The organism is Actinomyces sp. Z5, assembly GCF_003287795.1.
In the GTDB taxonomy this organism is placed as follows: domain Bacteria; phylum Actinomycetota; class Actinomycetes; order Actinomycetales; family Actinomycetaceae; genus Actinomyces; species Actinomyces glycerinitolerans.
Genome location: NZ_QMIN01000081.1, coordinates 1 through 18,154 on the forward strand (window position 1 = coordinate 1; position 18,154 = coordinate 18,154).

General features: G+C 70.6%; 17 protein-coding genes and 1 pseudogene. 6 read left to right on the forward strand and 12 right to left on the reverse strand.

The window, feature by feature from the left end; genetic code table 11:
- Positions 1-428 precede the first annotated feature (428 nt).
- Positions 429-593, forward strand: a pseudogene (locus DRB06_RS11685) (hypothetical protein); the annotation flags it as partial.
- A gap of 135 nt (positions 594-728) precedes the next feature.
- Here the strand turns inward: DRB06_RS11685 and deoC are convergent.
- The 11 genes from deoC to DRB06_RS11735 form a co-directional block, all read right to left on the reverse strand.
- Positions 729-1,382, reverse strand: coding sequence for a deoxyribose-phosphate aldolase (gene deoC, locus DRB06_RS11690; RefSeq protein ID WP_073327429.1), 654 nt, complete (start codon positions 1,380-1,382; stop codon positions 729-731).
- Positions 1,383-1,395: 13 nt separating this feature from the next.
- Positions 1,396-2,187, reverse strand: a complete 792-nt coding sequence (locus DRB06_RS11695; RefSeq protein ID WP_111820036.1) for a hypothetical protein — start codon at positions 2,185-2,187, stop codon at positions 1,396-1,398.
- Between the two features lie 9 nt (positions 2,188-2,196).
- The gene (locus DRB06_RS11700) at positions 2,197-3,516 is read right to left on the reverse strand and encodes a thymidine phosphorylase (protein WP_220093026.1); all 1,320 of its coding nucleotides are present in this window, start codon (positions 3,514-3,516) and stop codon (positions 2,197-2,199) included.
- A 26-nt stretch (positions 3,517-3,542) separates the two neighbouring features.
- Positions 3,543-3,965, reverse strand: coding sequence for a cytidine deaminase (locus DRB06_RS11705; RefSeq protein ID WP_111820043.1), 423 nt, complete (start codon positions 3,963-3,965; stop codon positions 3,543-3,545).
- Positions 3,966-4,036: 71 nt separating this feature from the next.
- A complete protein-coding gene (locus tag DRB06_RS11710) occupies positions 4,037-5,329 on the reverse strand; it encodes an ABC transporter permease (protein ID WP_073327433.1) in 1,293 nt (430 codons plus the stop codon).
- A gap of 3 nt (positions 5,330-5,332) precedes the next feature.
- A complete protein-coding gene (locus DRB06_RS11715; RefSeq protein WP_108966321.1) occupies positions 5,333-6,649 on the reverse strand; it encodes an ABC transporter permease in 1,317 nt (438 codons plus the stop codon).
- A complete protein-coding gene (locus DRB06_RS11720) occupies positions 6,649-8,172 on the reverse strand; it encodes an ABC transporter ATP-binding protein (protein ID WP_073327437.1) in 1,524 nt (507 codons plus the stop codon). The genes DRB06_RS11715 and DRB06_RS11720 overlap by 1 nt, the downstream gene beginning before the upstream one ends.
- Positions 8,173-8,194: 22 nt before the next feature.
- Positions 8,195-8,317 (reverse strand): hypothetical protein, encoded by a 123-nt coding sequence (locus tag DRB06_RS16705; protein ID WP_258522253.1) that lies wholly within the window; start codon positions 8,315-8,317, stop codon positions 8,195-8,197.
- Positions 8,318-8,325: 8 nt separating this feature from the next.
- Positions 8,326-9,417, reverse strand: coding sequence for a BMP family protein (locus DRB06_RS11725; protein ID WP_073327439.1), 1,092 nt, complete (start codon positions 9,415-9,417; stop codon positions 8,326-8,328).
- A 303-nt stretch (positions 9,418-9,720) separates the two neighbouring features.
- Entirely contained in the window at positions 9,721-10,878 is a 1,158-nt protein-coding gene (locus DRB06_RS11730; protein WP_111820038.1) for a mannose-1-phosphate guanylyltransferase, read from the reverse strand.
- 4 nt (positions 10,879-10,882) lie between these two features.
- Positions 10,883-11,464 (reverse strand): 2'-5' RNA ligase family protein, encoded by a 582-nt coding sequence (locus DRB06_RS11735; protein ID WP_111820039.1) that lies wholly within the window; start codon positions 11,462-11,464, stop codon positions 10,883-10,885.
- Between the two features lie 158 nt (positions 11,465-11,622).
- On the opposite strand from DRB06_RS11735, the gene galK reads away from it, so the two are divergent.
- The 4 genes from galK to DRB06_RS11755 all read left to right on the forward strand — a co-directional run bounded on the left by galK (position 11,623) and on the right by DRB06_RS11755 (position 16,444).
- The gene (gene galK, locus DRB06_RS11740) at positions 11,623-12,930 is read left to right on the forward strand and encodes a galactokinase (protein ID WP_111820040.1); all 1,308 of its coding nucleotides are present in this window, start codon (positions 11,623-11,625) and stop codon (positions 12,928-12,930) included.
- Positions 12,931-13,263: 333 nt separating this feature from the next.
- Positions 13,264-14,319, forward strand: coding sequence for an efflux RND transporter periplasmic adaptor subunit (locus DRB06_RS11745; RefSeq protein ID WP_234416095.1), 1,056 nt, complete (start codon positions 13,264-13,266; stop codon positions 14,317-14,319).
- Positions 14,316-15,128 (forward strand): ABC transporter ATP-binding protein, encoded by an 813-nt coding sequence (locus tag DRB06_RS11750; RefSeq protein WP_170866429.1) that lies wholly within the window; start codon positions 14,316-14,318, stop codon positions 15,126-15,128. The genes DRB06_RS11745 and DRB06_RS11750 overlap by 4 nt, the downstream gene beginning before the upstream one ends.
- Complete coding sequence (locus DRB06_RS11755) at positions 15,125-16,444, forward strand: ABC transporter permease (RefSeq protein ID WP_108966315.1); 1,320 nt, start codon at positions 15,125-15,127, stop codon at positions 16,442-16,444. Before DRB06_RS11750 ends, DRB06_RS11755 begins: the two co-directional genes overlap by 4 nt.
- A gap of 140 nt (positions 16,445-16,584) precedes the next feature.
- Here the strand turns inward: DRB06_RS11755 and DRB06_RS11760 are convergent, their stop codons facing one another.
- Positions 16,585-16,992, reverse strand: a complete 408-nt coding sequence (locus DRB06_RS11760) for an acylphosphatase (RefSeq protein ID WP_111820041.1) — start codon at positions 16,990-16,992, stop codon at positions 16,585-16,587.
- 83 nt (positions 16,993-17,075) lie between these two features.
- On the opposite strand from DRB06_RS11760, the gene DRB06_RS11765 reads away from it, so the two are divergent.
- Entirely contained in the window at positions 17,076-17,912 is an 837-nt protein-coding gene (locus tag DRB06_RS11765; protein ID WP_111820042.1) for an exodeoxyribonuclease III, read from the forward strand.
- The last annotated feature ends 242 nt before the right edge of the window (positions 17,913-18,154 follow it).

The following is an 18,154-nucleotide window of genomic DNA, read 5'->3' on the forward strand; positions in this document are numbered from 1 at the left end:
TTGGACCGCTGTTCCCCCGTTGGACCCCTGTTCCCCCGTTGGACCGCCGTAGCCGCCGGTTACAGCGGTCCAACCGGGCGTGGGCGGTCCAACGGGGCGTGAGCGGTCCAACCGGCCGGTGCAAGACCCACTCGCCCCCTCGACTGCCGACAACCAGACCCCCGACACCGCGGGAACAGCCCTGCACGCCTGACAGCGCAAACGGTCCTCGCTGAGCACACAACCGGCCCGCCCACAGGCACCCGCGTCGACAACCCGGCTCCGGGACGACGCCCCCAACAGCGCGAGCGTGCTCACGAAGGTCACTCCGCGTCCTCGACGAGCGGAGGCAGCCCACTCAAACTAGGGCCCCGTGGCCACCAGACACGACCAACTCACCATCCACCACCACGACGAATTACACAACACGACCACTAGACGATCTGCTCGACCGGGTGGTGGTGCGCCCCTCGGGCACCGAGCCGAAGCTCAAGTGCTACTGCGAGGTGGTCATGCCGGTAGCGGTCGACGAGCCGGTGGAGGTGGCGCGCCGTGCCGCCGCCAAGCGCCTAGAAAACATTAAAACCGACCTGCGCGGCGTGCTCGGCATCTGATCCCGGGCGTCATTCCGGACTCAGGCGGTCGACCTGCGGCCCACAACGACCGAAACCGGCACAAGCAACACACCGAAACCGACTTATGTGACGCGCTGCGGAGACCGGCACGTCAGTAGTGCCGGTCTCCGCCCGTCAGACGGGCAAACCCTCCAGGATCGCGACGGTGGCGGACACGCCCAGCCGGGAGGCGCCCGCCTCGATCATGGCCAGCGCATCCGCCGCGGTGCGGATGCCGCCGGACGCCTTCACGCCCAGGCGGTCCCCCACGGTGGCACGCATGAGCTCCACGGCGTGCACCGAGGCGCCGCCGGCGGGGTGGAATCCGGTGGAGGTCTTCACATAGTCGGCGCCGGCGGCCTCGGCGGCCCGGCAGACCGCGACAATCTCATCGTCGGTCAGTGCCGCGGACTCGATGATGACCTTCAGCAGCTTCTCCCCCACGGCCTCCTTGACCGCGCGGATGTCAGCCTCCACGGCGGTGTAGTCGTGCTCCTTGACCAGCTTGAGGTTGACCACCATGTCCACCTCGTCCGCACCCTTGGCGACGGAGTCGGCGGCTTCGGCGGCCTTGACAGAGCTGGCGTGCGCCCCGGAGGGGAAGCCGCACACGGTGGCCACGTGCAGCCCGGCGGGCGCCTGGACGGGCAGCTGGTTGGGGGATACGCACACCGAGTAGGTGCCGAGCTCGGCGCCCTGGGCTACCAGGTCGGCGATCTGCGCGCCGGTGGCCTCCGGCTTGAGCAGGGTGTGGTCGATAATGGCGGCGACTTCCGCACGTGTGGGCATGAGCTTCCTTTCGCTAGATCCGCTCGGTCAAGGGTAATAGTGGGGCAATCACGGCGAGTACACGGGGCCAGCCGCCCAGCTCGCGCGGCCCGTTCCCAAGCGCCGGCCGGGGCGCCAGCAGGTCCAGTGCGCGCACCGTGCCGGAGGACGGCTCGTACAGGTGAACGCGACCCGGGCCCGGGTCGGCGCGGCCGATCACTCCCCAGGGCACGGCCAGCACGTAGTGCCGCGGGATGAGGACGCCCACGGCGGCGCGCAGGACGCGACCTGCCCGGCCGGCGGCCGCCGCACGCCCGAGCAGGGGACCACCGGTGAGCAGGATGGCGGGCACGCCATCGGCCAGTCCGGTGCGCAGCCCCGCGACGACGCCGCCCCAGCCGGTGCCGCGGTCGTCCACCCAGGTCACGGTGCTCTCCCCTACGCCGGGGCGCACCCGCCGCAGGGTGCGAGTCAGCTCCGCGGCCACCGCCCACGGGGTCGAGCCCAGGCGCCGCGTCCACGGCAGCGGACCGAGGGGGCCGCGCGCGTGTCGGTTCATGGCCCGCTGCAGACCGCGCTGGCGGACCGCCAGGGAGTCCCGCAGCGCCCGGCCGGGCCGGGCCGCGCCGGTGCCCGACGGCGAAGAGGCGTCATCGAGCGGCAGGCCCAGCAGGAGCCGGGCAGCCAGCACGGCGGTGGCGCCGCAGGTGGTGGCGTCGCACTGGGTCAGGGTGATGGCATCGCCGGCGGTGGTGAATCCCCCCACGCGCAGCCGCGAGTTCGCCACACGCACCCGGGGTGCGGACGCGCCGGTGCGGGTGTCCACGGCGTGCCTTCAGACGATCCGGTCCAGCACGACGCCGGCACGGCGGCGGGCCACGGCGGCGCGCGCCTCGGGCGAGTCCGCGGGGCACACGGCGATCGCGTCCTCGAGCGCGGCGCGGGCGCGCTCAAAGCGCTCCGGGGTGGCGGTGTGCAGGGTGAGCAGCGGCTGCCCGGCGCGCACACTGTCGCCCGGCTTGGCGTGCATCTCCACGCCGGCGACGGCCTGCACCGGGTCCTCCTTGCGGGCGCGGCCGGCCCCCAGGCGCCAGGCGGCCACGCCCACGCCCAGGGCGTCCAGGCGGGTGAGCACGCCGTCGTCTACGGCGCTGATGATCTCGGTCTCCGGGGCCACGGGCAGGGGGGCGTCCGGGTCCCCGTCCTGGCGGCGGATCATCTCCCGCCACACGTCCATGGCGCGCCCGTCGCCCAGGGCGGCGCGCAGCTCCGGCTCGTCCACCGGGTGCCCGGCGGCGGAGAGCATCTCACCGGCCAGCGCCACGGTCAGGTCGCCGACGTCTTGGGGGCCTCCGCCGGAAAGGACCTCGACGGCCTCACGCACCTCCAGGGCGTTGCCCGCGGTGAGCCCCAGTGGGGTGGACATGTCGGTGAGCAGGGCGCGCGTGGTCACCCCGGCGTCGGTGCCGAGCGCCACCATCGTCTGCGCGAGCTCGCGCGCCTGGTCAAGCTCCTTCATGAAGGCGCCGGAGCCGACCTTCACGTCCAGGACCAGCGCGCCGGTGCCCTCGGCGATCTTCTTGCTCATGATGGAGGAGGCGATCAGCGGCACGCAGGAGACGGTGGCGGTGGTGTCGCGCAGTGCGTACAGCTTCTTGTCGGCCGGGGCGAGCCCGCTGCCGGCGGCGCAGATGACGGCGCCGGGGCCGGAGGCGGACAGCATGTCCAGGATCTCGGCGTTGGTCAGGGCGGCCCGCCAGCCGGGAATGGACTCGAGCTTGTCCAGCGTGCCGCCGGTGTGCCCCAGGCCGCGGCCGGACAGCTGCGGAACGCTGACGCCGAAGACCGCAACCAGCGGCGCCAGCGGCAGGGTGATCTTGTCGCCCACGCCGCCGGTGGAGTGCTTGTCCGCGGTGGGGCGTCCCAGACCGGAGAAGTCCATGCGCTCCCCCGAGCGGATCATGGCGTCGGTCCAGCGGGCGATCTCACCCCGGTCCATGCCGTTCAGGTAGATCGCCATGGCCAGAGCGCTCATCTGCTCGTCGGCGACCACCCCACGGGTGTAGGCGTCCACCACCCAGTCGATCTGGGCGTCGCTGAGCCGCTGACGGTCGCGCTTGGCGGCGATCACGTCGACGGCGTCGAAGGGCTCCACGCCGGGGGTGGGGTTGGGGGCTGTGGTCACGGCCGATCTCCTTCTGGTGCGGGTGCGGATGTGCCGGTGACCCGGTCGATGTCGGCTTTGCTGAAGCGGTCGGGGAGCACCTGGTCGATGGTCATCATCCCCGACGGCATGTCCAGCAGCATGTGCGGGTCGGCGTGCTCGGACAGCACCTGGCGGCAGCGCCCGCACGGGGAGCAGACCCGCCCGTCGCCGTCGACGCACACGAAGGCGATCAGGCGGCCGCCGCCGGTGCGCACGAGTTCGGACACCAGCCCGCACTCGGCGCACAGGGCGACCCCGTAGCCCGCATTCTCCACGTTGCAGCCGGACACGAGGCGGCCGTCGTCGACCAGGGCGGCGGCCCCCACCCGGAAGTGGGAGTAGGGCGCGTAGGCGCACCGCATGGCTTCGGTGGCCAGCGCCCGCAGCCGCGCCCACATGTCCGCGTCGACGGCGGGCGCGGCGTCGGAGAGGCCCCGGGCCGGCCCGGCCGGGTGGTTGTCGTTGCCGATCACGGGTACGGGACCCCCTCGGCGGCGGGGGCGCGCACACGCCCCACGAAGCCGGCGACGGCGAAGACGGTCACGATGTAGGGGATCATCAAGATGATGTTCGCCGGGATCGGGGAGCCGATGACGGACAGCGTCTGCCCCACCGCAGTGGCGAAGCCGAACAGGAGCGCGGCGTACAGGGTGCCCACCGGGTTCCAGGCGCCCAGGATCATGGCGGCCAGGGCGATGTAGCCGTTGCCGGATGACATGTCCTTGGTGAAGGCCAGTCCGGAGCCGATGGTGAAGAAGGCGCCGCCCAGGCCCGCCAGCGCACCGCCCAGCATCAGGTTGTTCACGCGGGTACGCATGACGTTGATGCCAACGGTGTCCGCGGCCCGCGGGTGCTCGCCGCAGGCGCGCATGCGCAGACCCCAGCGGGAGCGGAACAGCATGAAGGACAGCACCGCGACGGCCGCATACATCAGGTACACCAGGATCGTCTGTCGGAACAGCACCGGGCCGATGACCGGGATCTGGGAGAGCACCGGGATCGGCAGGGTGGGCAGGCGCATGGAGGCGTTCAGCCGCGTCGGGTTGTCGCTGAGCACGGTGGAGAACAGGAAGCTGGTCAGGCCGGAGACGAACACGTTCAGCACCACGCCGACGACGATCTGGTTGACCCGGTACTTCAGGCCGAACAGCGCCAGCAGCAGGGCCACCAGGATGCCGGCGAAGGGGGCGGCGATCATGCCGGCCCAGGCGGAGCCGGTGATCGAGGCGACCACCACGCCGAGGAAGGCCCCGCCCAGCAGTTGCCCCTCGATGGCGATGTTGATGGTGCCCGAACGCTCCCCCACCACGCCGGCGAGCCCGCCGAACACCAGCGGCACGGACAGGGCGAGGGTGGAGGACAGGATCGTCACCAGCGGGATGACGGTGGAGCGTCCGGCGCCGGCCCAGGTGAGGAACGCGACGATGAAACTGGCTCCCAGCACCAGCCCCGCCCAGGTGGGGATCGGCGCGCGGCCCACGGCGCGAACCCACATGTAGACGGTGACCGCAACGGCCAGCAGCACCATCACCACGATCACGGGTCGGGCACCCAGGGTGAGCATGGGAATCTTCAAGAAGTCGGCCTTGGTGGCCAGCTGGAAGCGGGTGTCACCGTGGCTGGCCAGACCCATCAGCAGTTCCAGGATGACCACGACGGTGCCGGTGATCGGCAGCTTGTAGGCGATCGGCTCGACGACGACGGCCGGCCCCGCTTCCGGGCGGGCGTCACGGGTCGGCGTGGCGGTAGGTGAGGCGGTCATGGCTCAGGCCTCCTTCTTCTCAGCGGCCGGGGCGACGGCGGCTGCGGCGTCAATGGCCTCGCGGCGGCGGCGCCGCCAGGAGCCGGGTGCGGGCAGGTGGTAGATGGCGCGCACCAGCGGCGGGGCCGCGATGAACAGGACGATCATGGACTGCAGCACCAGCACGATGTCGATCGGGGTGCCGGTGGCGGCCTGCATGGTGGTGCCGCCGGCGGTCAGGGCCCCGAACAGGAGCCCCGCCAGCACGGTGCCCTGCGGGGTGGAGCGGCCCAGCAGGGCCACGGTCATGGCGTCGAAACCGATGCTTCCGGCCACCGAGCCGGTCAGGTAGTGCTGGGTGCCGAGCACCGGGGCGGTCGCCGCCAGCCCGCACAGCGCGCCGGAGACGATCATGACCAGGGCGGTGATCCGGGGCACATTGATGCCTGCCGTCAGCGCCGCCTGCGGGTTCAGGCCCGTGGCGCGGAACTGGAAACCGATCTCGCTGCGTTCCAGCAGCCACCACACGAACAATGCGGCCAGCAGGGCCACGATGAAGCCCAGGTGCAGGCGGAACGGCCCACCGATCAGCTTCGGGTATTGGGCGCTGGCCGCCACCGGCAGTGACTTGGGGTTGGCGTTGCCCGCGCCGATGAAGGTGGCGGTGGTCAGCATGTGGGCCATCAGGTAGCTGGCCACGGAGTTGAGCATGATGGTGGTGATGACCTCGCTCGCACCGGTGGTGGCGCGCAGCACGCCGGGAATGGCGCCCCACAGGGCACCGCCGACGATCGCGCCGAGCACCGCCACCAGCATGTGCAGTCCGCTGGGCAGGTCCCAGGCGAAGCCGACGTAGCCGCCGACGATGGCACCGAGGATGATCTGCCCCTGCCCACCGACGTTGAACAGGCCGGCGCGGAAGGCCACCGCCATGCCGAGGCCCGCCAGAATCAGCGGCGTGGCCACGGTCAGTGTTTCGGTGATCGGGCGCCACATGCGCGCGACCGAGGAGGCCTGCCAGTCGAAGATACCGCCGCGTAGCATGGCCGCGTAGGCATCCACCAGGCACGAGCCGACCGCACCGAAGAAGTCACTGGGGCGGGCGAACAGGTAACCGGCGGTGGTGCGCACGTTGTCGTCGGCGAGCAGGATCAGCAGCGAGCCGACGATCATGGCGGAGATGACCGCAAGCACTCCCATAAGAATGTTGGACTCGGCGATCTGCCGCAGTAGGCCCGGCCGCTCCGGCTGCTTGTCCGTGCGCTGGGCGGGCGGGACGACGGACGGCCGACCCGTCCGTGATTCCGCCTGCGCGGTGCCGTTCGGGGTAGCTTCGCTCATCAGTTCTCCTCCTGGGCGCGGGCCTGGTCGAGGGGGACGCCGGCCATCATGAGGCCCAGCACATCGCGGGGCGTATCCGGCGGCACAATGCCGACGATCCGGCCGCGGTACATGACGGCGATGCGGTCTGACAGGGAGTAGATCTCATCCAACTCGGAGGAGATGATCAGCACGGCGGTGTCGTTGTCGCGCTCGGCCACGATGCGCTTGTGGACGAATTCGATGGAGCCGACGTCTAGTCCGCGGGTGGGCTGCGAGGCCACCAGGACCTTCAGTTGGCGGGACAGCTCCCGGGCGAGGATCGCCTTCTGCTGGTTGCCGCCGGACAGGGTGGAGATGGGGTCGGCGACGTCGGTGACACGTACGTCGAACTCGTCGCGCAACTGCTCGGCGTGGTTACGGACCTTGGTGGGACTGATGGACGGTCCCGAGCCGAAGGCCGGGTCGTCGAAGCGGTCCAGGATCAGGTTCTCGGCCACGGAGAACGCGGCCACCATGCCGTCGGTGGAGCGGTCCTCGGGGACGAAGCCGAGGCCCGCGTCGATGCGCCGGTGCACGCCCAGGGCGGTGACGTCCTGGCCGCCGAAGTGCACGGAACCGGCGGTGGGGGCGCGCAGCCCCAGCAGTACGTCGGCAAGTTCGGTCTGTCCGTTGCCCTGCACGCCGGCCACACCGACGATCTCGCCGGAGCGGACCTGCAGGCTGACGTCGTCGAGCAGGGTGTTGCCCTCATCAACCAGGCTGATGCCCTTCAGCTCCAGGCCGACGTCGCCCAGCCTGGGGGCGTCCTTGGCCACCGTGAGGGAGACGGAGTGGCCGACCATGAGACCGGCTAGCTCCGACTCGGAGGCGGTGGGCTCGGCGGTGCCGACGACCTTGCCGCGGCGGATGACGGTGATCGTGTCCGCCACCTCGCGCACCTCGCGCAGCTTGTGGGTGATGAACACGATGGAGGTGCCGGCGGCCTTGAGATCGCGCATGATGGCGATCAGCTCGTCGGTCTCCTGCGGGGTGAGCACGGCGGTGGGCTCGTCCAGGATGAGGACCTTGGCGTCGCGGGAGAGGGCCTTGATGATCTCGACGCGCTGTTGTACGCCCACGGGCAGGTCTTCGATGTAGGCGTTCGGGTCCACGTCGAAGCCGAAGCGCTCGGAGATCTCCCGCACCTTCGCGGCGGCGGCCTTGGCATCGATGACGCCGGCCTTGCCGACCGGCTCGTAGCCCAGGGCGACGGACTCGGCCACGGTGAACACGGGCACGAGCATGAAGTGCTGGTGGACCATGCCGATGCCGGCGGCGACGGCGTCGCCGGGGCCCTTGAAGGTGACCGGCCGGCCGTCGATGAGGATCTCGCCGTCGTCGGGGTCGTACAGGCCGTACAAGACATTCATCAGCGTTGACTTGCCGGCACCGTTCTCGCCCAGGAGGGCGTGGATCTGGCCGGGTTCGACGGTGACGTCGATGTGGTCGTTGGCCACGAGGGATCCGAAGACCTTGGTAATTCCGCGGAGCTCGAGCAACACGAGAGGCTCGCTTCCTGTGGGTTCAGGCAGTACTGGTGGGGTTGGTGAACTGGGAGTGAGTGTTCGGGTGGCGCCGGTGCCACCCGAGCGACAGTGACGCCGCCGCCCCGTCAAGGACGACGGCGTCACCGAGTTGAATTGGCACGGGGCCGATCAGGACGGGTCGTACGGCGTGGAGACGTCGAGCGTGCCGTCGATGATCTGCTGCTTGAGTACCTCGACCTGCTCCTTCACCTCGTCGGGGACCCGGTCGGACCAGTCGTGGTAGTCGGCGATGGAGACACCGTCGTTGGCGAGCGTGCCGATGAAGGGCTCGGAGGTGAAGTTGCCCTCCGAGGCCTCCTTGACGGCGTCGTACACGGCGGTGTTGATGCCCTTCATGACGGAGGTGACCATGTACTGGCTGCCGCCGATGGACTCGGTGGTGAGATAGCCGTCGGCGTCCACCCAGACGATCGCGTTGTTGTCGTCACCGGCCGCCTTGAGCGCCGCGATCGTGCCGGAGCCGACCGGTCCGGCCACCGGCATCACAATGTCGGCGCCCTGGGACAGGAACAGCTCGGTCAGCTGCTGGCCCATGGGAGTGTCGGTGAAGTTGCCCACGAAGGAGCCGGAGCCCGGGTTGTCGGGGTCCCAGCCGAGGACCTCCACGTCGGCACCGTTGTCCTCGTTGTACTTCTCCACGCCCTTGGCGAAGCCCTCCATGAAGATCTGCACGGTGGGGATTGCCTGACCGCCGTAGGTGGCGACCTTGCCGCTCTCGGTGGTACCGGCAGCGGCGTAGCCGGCGAGGTAGGCGGCCTCCGCGGTGTTGAAGACCAGCGGCTTGGCGTTGTCCAGCTCTACGATCTCGCCGTCTGCATCCCTGAACCTTTCGTCGATGAGGGCGAAGTTGATGTCCGGGTTCTCCTGGGCTGCGGTGGCCAGGTCCGCGGAGAGGTTGAAGCCGACGCCGATGATCAGGTCGCAGTTCTGCTGGATCAGGGAGTCGACGTTGGTGGGGTAGTCGGATACCGACTGGGACTCGACGGCCTTGGTCTGCACGCCGAGTTCGCTGCCGGCGCGGTCCAGCCCCTCCTTGCCGGACTGGTTGAAGGACTGGTCGTCGAACCCACCCTCGTCGGACACCATGCAGGCGAGGAAGTCGCCGGCGTCTCCGCCGGAGGAGTCGGGGGCCGAGCCGCAGGCGGCAAGCGACAACGCTGCGACCAGGCCGAGCGTAATGGCGGGATACTTCTTCTTCACGGTCGTGTCTCCAGATGAGGTACGGGCTTGCGCCCTTGCAAGGAGCTGGCCGGGACGGCGCTGGCTCGGATATCTAGGATAGACGCTTCCCCGCGGCCTGCTTCACAATTGGCGTTACAGCGCCATATTGCGACCATGACGTGACCCACGCCCCAGCGAACCTTTCAGCTCGCTGATGATGCCGCTACCCGGTTTCTGCCGACCTCCGCCTTGCAGAGTCTTGCAGAGCTTGCAGGCGGGGGCCGAGCCCGCGGCGTGAACCAGACACGAGGCCCGCGGGTCGGGCCGACGCACCCGGCCCGGTCACAGCAGCGCGTCCCGCCCGGCTGCCTTGAGCCGGTCGACGACGCCCTTGACGTCCTGGGCGCGCTCCGGGGTGGTCACCAGCAGCGCGTCGGGGGTGTCAACCACGACGACGCCGGGTACTCCCAGCAGCACCACCTTCCGGCCGGTGCTGGAGGCGACCAGGGCGCCGTCGGCACCCACCGCCTCCACGTCGGCCTCCCCCAGCACTTCGACTCCGGCCGCCGGCCCGGAGGTGGCCGCGGGAATCAGCTCGGCCAGGGTGTCGAAGCCCCCGATGTCGTCCCAACCCATGTTCCCGGGGACGGTGGCCACGCCGCCGGCGGCGGCCACGGGCTCGGCGATGGCGTGGTCGATGGCAATCGCCTCCAGGCCGGGCCATACCCGCGCCATGACGGCGTCGCGCGCGGGGGTGTCCCAGGCGGCGGCGATCTCATCGAGGCCGGCCGCCAGCGCCGGCCGGCCCACCGCCAGGTGGTCCAGCAGCACGCCGGCACGCACCACGAACATGCCGGCGTTCCATCGGTAGTCGCCGGTGGCCAGGTAGCGGGCGGCGGTGGCGGCATCGGGCTTCTCGGCGAAGTCGAGCACGCGGTGCCCGTCCGGCGCCCCGGGCACGTCCAGGGCCTCACCGGCGTGAATGTAGCCGAAGGCGGTGGACGGTCCGGTGGCCTGGATGCCGATGGTGACCAGCCAGCCGGCCTCGGCGAGGGCTGCCGCCTGGCGCACGGCCTCCTGGAAGGCGGCGACATCGGCCACCAGGTGGTCGGCGGCGAAGGAACCGACGATCGCCTCACGCCCGTGTCGGCGGGCGATCAGGGCGGTGGCCAGGCCGATGGCGGCCATGGAGTCGCGCGGAGCCGGCTCGGCCAGCAGGTTCTCCTCGGGCAGGTCCGGGAGCTGCCGGGCGACGGCGGGGACGTGGGCGACGCCGGTGACGACCGTCGTCGTCACCGCCAGCGGAGCCAGACGGGCAACGGTGCCCTGCAACAGGCTGCGCCCGGTGCCGGTCAGGTCCAGCAGGAACTTGGGGCGGGCCTTGCGGCTCAGCGGCCACAGCCGGGTGCCGGCGCCGCCGGCGGGAATGATCGCGTGGATGGCAGGGGCCGTGGATGCGGTCGCGGGGGCGGGCTGGTCGGGGCGGGGCTCGGCGTTCACGCGTTCAGGCTAACGGGTGGTCCGCCCCGTCCGGGTGCGCCCGCACTCCCAGCGCCGGGCTCGCCAGGGAGGCCCAGCTGCCGTCCGGGGCGAGTCGCTGAAGGTGGATACGGTCCACCACGAAGGTCGCCGCGATGTCTTGGCCGGCATGGGTGGCCCGGTCCAGGGCGGCGTCGTCGACCTCATGGGCGAGGGTGATGTGCGGGTGGAAGGGGAAGCGCAGGCCGCGGTTGAGCGGCCCGTCGGCGGCGCGCAGGTCCTGCTGGAGCGCGTCGATGGCGGGGCCGCCCTCGGCCACGCCCAGGAACACCACCGGGCTGACCGGGCGGAAGGTGCCCACACCGGCGACGCGCAGGGTGAAGGGAGCGGAGGCGGCCGCCACCCGGGACACGTGCGCGGTCACGGCGTCCAACTCCGTCTTCTCCACGGCGGTGGGCGGCAGCAGGGTCACGTGCGGCGGGATCGCATTGCCATGGGGGTCACCGACCGCCAGACGCACGCCGCGCACACGCGTGGCCCACGGCTCGGGCAGCACGATGGTGACGCCGAGGACGCACTGGGTGGGCGTGGGCGCGGGGACGTCCATGAGGCGCGCACTCCTCCTCTTGACGGCACGGGCTGACAGCAGCTGCACCTTACCCCCGCGGCAGGGGTGGAAACATCCCGGAGGCGGTCACTCGGCGACTCCGGAGAAGGAGCTTGCCAGGGGCTCACAGGTGGGGGTTCGTCTGGCAGAATGGGCCCATGCCGCGCACCGAGACCCCGCCCGCCGCCGTCGCCGGATCCGAGCCCGTCTTCTCCCCCGCACTGAGCCCGCAGGAGGGTGTGGAAGCCGCCACCGACCTGTTCCGTGAAGCCTTCGGCGCCGAGCCCGACGGCGTGTGGTACGCGCCCGGCCGCGTCAACGTCATCGGGGAGCACACCGACTACAACGGCGGTCTGGCACTGCCGATCGCCCTGCCCCACCGCGCCCACCTGGCGCTGCGTCGCCGCGACGACCGCACGATCCGGCTGGTGTCCCCGCAGACGCGCGAGGCCATCGATGTGCTGGACCTGGACGCGATCGGCCCGAAGGGTACGCCCGGCGAGGTGCGCCACTGGAACGCCTACGTGGCGGGCGTCGCCTGGGCGCTGGAGCGCGACGGGCTCGGGCCGCTGCGCGGCTTCGACGCCGCCCTGTACTCCTGCGTGCCGCTGGGCGGCGGCCTGTCATCCTCGGCCGCGCTGGAGTGCGCCACCGCCGTCGCCCTCGACGACGTGTGCGCACTGGGCCTGGCCGGGACGGTGGACACCCCCGACGACGCCGGCCGCGCCCGCCTGGTGGAGGCCTGCATCCGTGCCGAGAACGAGATGGCGGGCGCCCCCACCGGCGGCATGGACCAGTCCGCCTCCATGCGCTGCCGCGCCGGCCACGCCCTCGAACTGGACTGCCGGGACGGCTCGGTGGTGCATGTGCCCTTCGACCTGGCGGCCGCCGACCTGACGCTGCTGGTGATCGACACCAAGGCCAAGCACTCCCTGGTGGACGGGCAGTACGGGGCCCGCCGGGATGCCTGCGAGCGAGCCGCCGAGATTCTGGGCGTGTCACTGCTGGCGGATATCGAGCCCGGCTCGCTCGAGGCCGCCCTGGCTACGCTGCGCGCCTCGAAGGCCACGGACGCCGAGGTGCTGGTGGCGCGCACCCGCCACGTGGTCACCGAGATCGACCGCACCCGCCGCCTGGTGGCACTGTTGCAGGACGGGACGCCCCTGACCGGGGAGAAACTGGCCCAGGTGGGGGCGCTCATGGACGCCAGCCACGAGTCGCTGCGGGTGGACTACGAGGTCACCTGCCCCGAGCTCGACGTCGCCGTGCAGGCCGCTCGCGCTGCCGGCGCGCACGGCGCGCGCATGACCGGAGGCGGCTTCGGCGGCAGCGCCATCGCACTCGTGGATACCGCCGCCGTGGATGCGGTGGCCCGCGCCGTCGTCGACGCCTATGCCGACCACGGCTTCGCCGCACCGGCATTCCTGAACGCGGTCCCCTCCGCCCCGGCGGGCCGCTTGGTCTGAACCGCGGGGCGTCTGTGCGACGCCGGCCGCGAGCGTCACACAGCTGCCGCCCGGCGGCCGGCGCGGAGTCCTCTCAGAACCGCCTCATGGCCGCCCGGGCCACGCGGTTCACCTCGACGCCCGGGCCGCATCCTCCTAGCGGAGGAGATCCCCGACCTCTGAATCCGGGACCAACCAGGGTGTTCTCCTACCTGCGGATGAGCGCAAGGGCGTGTGCCGCGACGTAGCCTCGGGGTGTCACCCGGGCTGCGGCAATCGCCGCCGTGGCCCATCCCACCACCCGGCGGCCTCCAGCCGCCGCTTCCGGCCATGTCGGCCGACCGGAGGTGCGCCGTGAAGCGCTATGTCCTGCCCACCATCAAGCTGCTGATCGGCGTCGCAATCGCGGTGGCCCTGGTGAAGATCGCCTTCTTCCCCGACTCCGACTCGGGCACCACCGCGAACATCTCCCCCGGCATAAACGTCACCACGCAAACCACGGTCGTGACCACGGGGGACATCGCCAACACCGTGGACGTCAGTGGGCAGATCGTGGAGGACGCGGCCGTGGAGGCGCAGGCGACCCTGAACGGCGTTGTCGACTCCTTCGCCGTCAGCAAGGGAGCCACCGTCACCCAGGGGGAGCCGCTGGTCTACCTCAAGCAGGTTGAGCCGCAGCAGCCGATCATCGGCACCGACGAGGACGGCAACCCGGTGGAGACGCCCGTGGAGGACAAGGTCACCTGGTCGACCGTGTACGCGCCGGCCGCCGGCGTGGTCTCCTTCAACGTGATCAAGGACCAGGAGACGAGCGTCGGCATGGTGGTGGCCACCGTCTCCCCCGGTACCTACTCCGCCAAGGGGACTATCACCGCCGATCAGCAGTACCGGCTGACCAATGCGCCGTCGTCGGCCACCCTGACCGTGGACGGCGGGCCGGCGCCCTTCGACTGCACGGGGCTGACGATCGGCACCCGGGAGACCACTTCCACCACCACCTCAGAGACCGGCGAGGTCACCACCACCACCGGCGACGGCACCACCGTGGAGGTGCGCTGCGCGGTGCCCTCCGACCAGCAGGTCTTCCCGGGGCTGTCGGTAACCATCGGCGTGGATGCCGGCTCCGCCACCGATACGCTGATCGTGCCCGTCACCGCCGTCGAGGGGTCTGTCACCAAGGGGAATGTCTGGGTGGTCACCGATCCGGAGGACCCGGACGCCGCCGAGGAACGGGAGGTCGCGCTGGGCATCACCGACGGCGAGAACATCCAGGTCACCGACGGGTTGGCCGAGGGGGACGAGATCCTACTGTTCGTGCCGAACAAGGACACAGTGCGCACCGGCGAGCCGAACACCTGTGAGCCGGACGGATCGGTGTGCTACGACGAGAACGGCGAGGAGCTCCTGTGAGTCCGCTGCTGAGCATGCGGGGCATCGCCCGCACCTTCGAGGTGCCGGACTCCCCGCCCCTGAATATTCTCACCAACGTCGACCTGGACATTTCCGCCGGCGAGCATGTGGCCGTGGTCGGCCGCTCCGGCACGGGCAAGTCCACGTTGCTGAACCTGATCGGCCTGATCGACCAGCCGACCGAGGGCACCTACACCGTGGACGGGCGGGACACGCGCCGTCTGAGCGAGGCCAGGCGCGCCCACCTGCGGGGTCAGACCTTCAGCTTCGTGTTCCAGTCCTTCAACCTGATCGAGGGACTGTCCACCACGGAGAATGTGGCCGCGCCGCTCCTGTACGACACCGGCGCCGCCTTCTGGACCCGCACCCGCCGCGCCGAGGAGCTGCTGGCCTCCGTCGGCCTGGAGGACAAGCTCGGCTCCCCCATCGGTCGTCTGTCCGGCGGCGAGCAGCAGCGCGTGGCCATCGCCCGCGCCCTGGCCCGCCGCCCGCGGGTCATCCTGGCCGACGAGCCCACCGGCGCCCTCGACGTGGACACCGGCGCCCTGGTCATGGGGCTGCTGGAACGCCAGTGCCACGAGACCGGGGCGGCCCTGATCGTCATCACCCACGATCTGGCGGTGGCCGGCCGCGCCCAGAAGCAGTACCGGCTCGACCACGGGGTGCTCACCCCGATCATCGTGCGGCACGAGCGCACCGGCGGTCTGGACGAGTTCACCGAGGAGATCACCGACCCGTCGGCGGCCGAGAGCGACGGCCCGGCGGAGCCGCAGGGACGCCACACCGTGCAGCAGGAGGCAGCGTCATGACGGGCATCTTCACTGGATTCTTCGGGGCCCTGGTGGAGGCGTGGGCGCAGCTGCGCATCGGCAAGCTGCGGGTCATGCTCTCCCTGGTGGGCGTGGGCGCAGCCGTGGCCGCCATGACCTTCGTGATCGCCCTGGGCCAGGTGACCAGCGCGATCATCGACCAGGAGATCGCCACCTATGCGGGCCGCCCCGGCACCGTGCGCATCGAAGTCACACCCACCGGCCGCGGCGTATCCGGCGGCGACAGCGGCACGAGCCCGACCGAGGCCCCGGGCGCGGAGGGCGCGGGCGGTGACACCACGGCCACCGAGCGCATCACCAAGGCGGAGATGAACCTGGTCGACCGCTACAGCGCCAACAGCTGGGCCACCAACTACCTGCAGAACCTGCGCATCGCCTTCCCAGGCGGATCCCGCAGCGTGGAGACGACCGTCGTCAGCCTCGGCTACGGCACCCTCCACCACACGGCGGTGGCGCAGGGCCGCTGGTTCTCGGCCGAGGACGAAGACGACCTCTCGCCGTCGCTGGTGGTCTCGCAGGGCTTCCTGGAAGAGCTGGGCTACACCACCCTGGATGGCCCGCTGACCGTGCGCGCCTACTCCCCCGCCCAGACGACCTTCACCATCGTCGGGGTGCTCAAGCCAGACGACCTGGCCTGGTGCGAGAACGACGTCGATGCCGCCAACTACTGCTACCAGACGATCAGCGCCTTCGCACTGACCGGACCGTACGAGCAGTGGCTGGGTGGCGAGGCGCAGGCCTCCCTGCCCGCGCCGACGTTGGAGATCTGGGCCGGCCCGGAACAGGAACAGGAGCTGATCAGCCTGGCCACCCAAGACCTGGACGCCCAGTTCGGGGCGGGATCCACGAACGCCTGGTCGAACACCGACGGCATGCAGGGCCTGGACACCGGCGGGTTCACCACCACGGTGACCATTGCGGGCGTGTTCGTCATGATCCTCGGCGCGCTCAGCCTGATCAACATCTCCATGGTGACGGTGCGCCAGCGCATTCACGAGATCGGCGTGCGCCGCGCCTTCGGGGCGACCAGTCGGCGCATCTTCTTCTCCATCATGCTGGAGTCGGTGGTGGCGACCGTGGTCGCCGGGATCATCGGCATCGGCATCGCGATCGTGGGGATGCGAGTCGCGCCGCTCGGCACGCTGCTGGGGGTGGCGGTGGAGACCCGGCCGCCGTTCCCCATGTCCGCCGCCCTGATCGGGTTGATCGCCGCGACCGGGGTGGGTGCCCTGTCCGGCATTATCCCGGCGGTGGTGGCCGTGCGCATCAAGCCCATTGACGCGATCCGCTACTGACCGCGGCGCGGCAGGGGTTTACCGGTCGCACCGGGGTAACCGAGCGGTGCGTTACACCGGTTGTCCTCGCGTTCCACGACCTCGGGGGGTGTTCCACGACCGCCCCGGGATCGTGCAACGTGCACCAAGGTCGTGGAACGTCAGTTACCCATGACGAAGGCGCGATGGCGCAGGCTGCCGGGACGCAGGTCGGTGACATGCACGGAGGCGACATTCGCCCAGCGGGGGCCGTGGTACAGCCAGGCGATCATGCGGGCGACGTCGTCGGCCGGCCCCTGGGCGAAGACCTCCACGTCGCCGTCGTCCAGGTTGCGTACCTCGCCGACCAGCCCGAGCCGCTCCCCCTCCTCCATGCAGGACCAGCGGAAGCCGACTCCTTGCACGCGGCCGGAGACGATGGCGTGAATCGTGCGCCGGCGTTCGGTGTCGGCGCTGGCGGAGTTGTCCCCGGAGTGGGCGGCGGCCCGGTCCGCAGCACTCTTGTCCGTGGCGTCGGCGGCGGGTTGGTTCGCCGGACGGCGGAAGACGTCGAAGAAGCTGCGCGGCATATGCCCATTGTCGCAGGAAACCGGCCCGCCTTACAGGGCCGACGGTGCACAGGGCTGACGGCACACACGTACACTCGGGCGTTATGCGCGTAGCCACCATCAACGTCAACGGCATCCGGGCCGCAGCCCGCAAGCACATGGACTCCTGGCTGGAGTCCAGCGCCCCGGATGTACTGCTGGTGCAGGAGGTGCGAGCCGACGAGACCACCGCGGCCGCGCTGTTGCCCGGGTACGAGTCGGTGATCTGGCCTTGCCGGGTGAAGGGAAGGGCCGGCGTCGCCGTCGCGGTGCGCCAAGGGGCGCCGGTGACCGTGGGCGCGGTGCGTCGCGGTGTCAGCACACCGGGGAGCGAGGAGCCGGATGTGGACTCCGGCCGCTGGCTGGAAATGGACCTGACGGCCACCAACAGCACCGGGGCACAAACCCCGCTGACGGTTGTGTCCGCCTACTTCCACTCCGGCCAGGTCGGGACGATCAAGATGGATCAGAAGTACGCCCACCTGAACCTGGTGGACGCGCGCATGACATCGCTGCTGGCAAGCGCGGCGGCCGGCGGTCCACAGGTGCTCATGGCCGGTGACCTGAACATCGTGCGCTCCGAGCGGGACATCAAGAACTGGCGGCCCAACCACAACAAGTCCGCAGGCGCGCTGGATGAGGAGATCGCCTACCTCGAGCGCTGGTTCGGGGCCGGCTGGGTAGACGTGGCCCGCAGTCTCGCGCCCGACGCACAGGGCCCGTACACCTGGTGGTCGCAGCGCGGCAAGGCCTTCGATAACGACGCCGGCTGGCGCATCGACTACCAGGTGGCCACTCCGCAGTTGGCCGGGCGGGCCCGCGCCTTCACCGTGGACCGGGCGCCCAGCTACGCCGAGCGCTGGTCGGACCACGCCCCGCTGGTGGTCGACTACGACCTCTGAGGCGGTTCGTCGCTAATCACCCTCTGAGACGGTTCGTCGCTTGTCGCCCAGGCGACGGTTCGGCACAAACGCCGGCGGTTCGTACTTTCCGGTCGGCGGTTCGTACTTTCCGGTCGGCGGTTCGTACTTTCCGGTCGGCGGTTCGTACCTCCTTACGACGGTTCGGCACTGTGATGTCTCAGGACATCGGTGACAGTTTTGTGTCAGGACATCGGTGACACTTGGTGTGTCAGGACATCGGT

Excerpts from the sequence above, each read along its gene's own strand:
- deoC (WP_073327429.1), bottom strand. The coding sequence starts at position 1,382 with ATGCCCACACGTGCGGAAGTCGCCGCCATTATCGACCACACCCTGCTC.
- DRB06_RS11705 (WP_111820043.1), bottom strand. The coding sequence starts at position 3,965 with ATGTGGGCGCGGCTGCGGGCGCTGGCCACCGAAGCCATGCGGTGCGCC.
- DRB06_RS11710 (WP_073327433.1), bottom strand. The coding sequence starts at position 5,329 with ATGACCGCCTCACCTACCGCCACGCCGACCCGTGACGCCCGCCCGGAA.
- DRB06_RS11715 (WP_108966321.1), bottom strand. The coding sequence starts at position 6,649 with ATGAGCGAAGCTACCCCGAACGGCACCGCGCAGGCGGAATCACGGACG.
- DRB06_RS11735 (WP_111820039.1), bottom strand. The coding sequence starts at position 11,464 with ATGGACGTCCCCGCGCCCACGCCCACCCAGTGCGTCCTCGGCGTCACC.
- galK (WP_111820040.1), top strand. The coding sequence starts at position 11,623 with ATGCCGCGCACCGAGACCCCGCCCGCCGCCGTCGCCGGATCCGAGCCC.
- DRB06_RS11755 (WP_108966315.1), top strand. The coding sequence starts at position 15,125 with ATGACGGGCATCTTCACTGGATTCTTCGGGGCCCTGGTGGAGGCGTGG.
- DRB06_RS11760 (WP_111820041.1), bottom strand. The coding sequence starts at position 16,992 with ATGCCGCGCAGCTTCTTCGACGTCTTCCGCCGTCCGGCGAACCAACCC.
- DRB06_RS11765 (WP_111820042.1), top strand. The coding sequence starts at position 17,076 with ATGCGCGTAGCCACCATCAACGTCAACGGCATCCGGGCCGCAGCCCGC.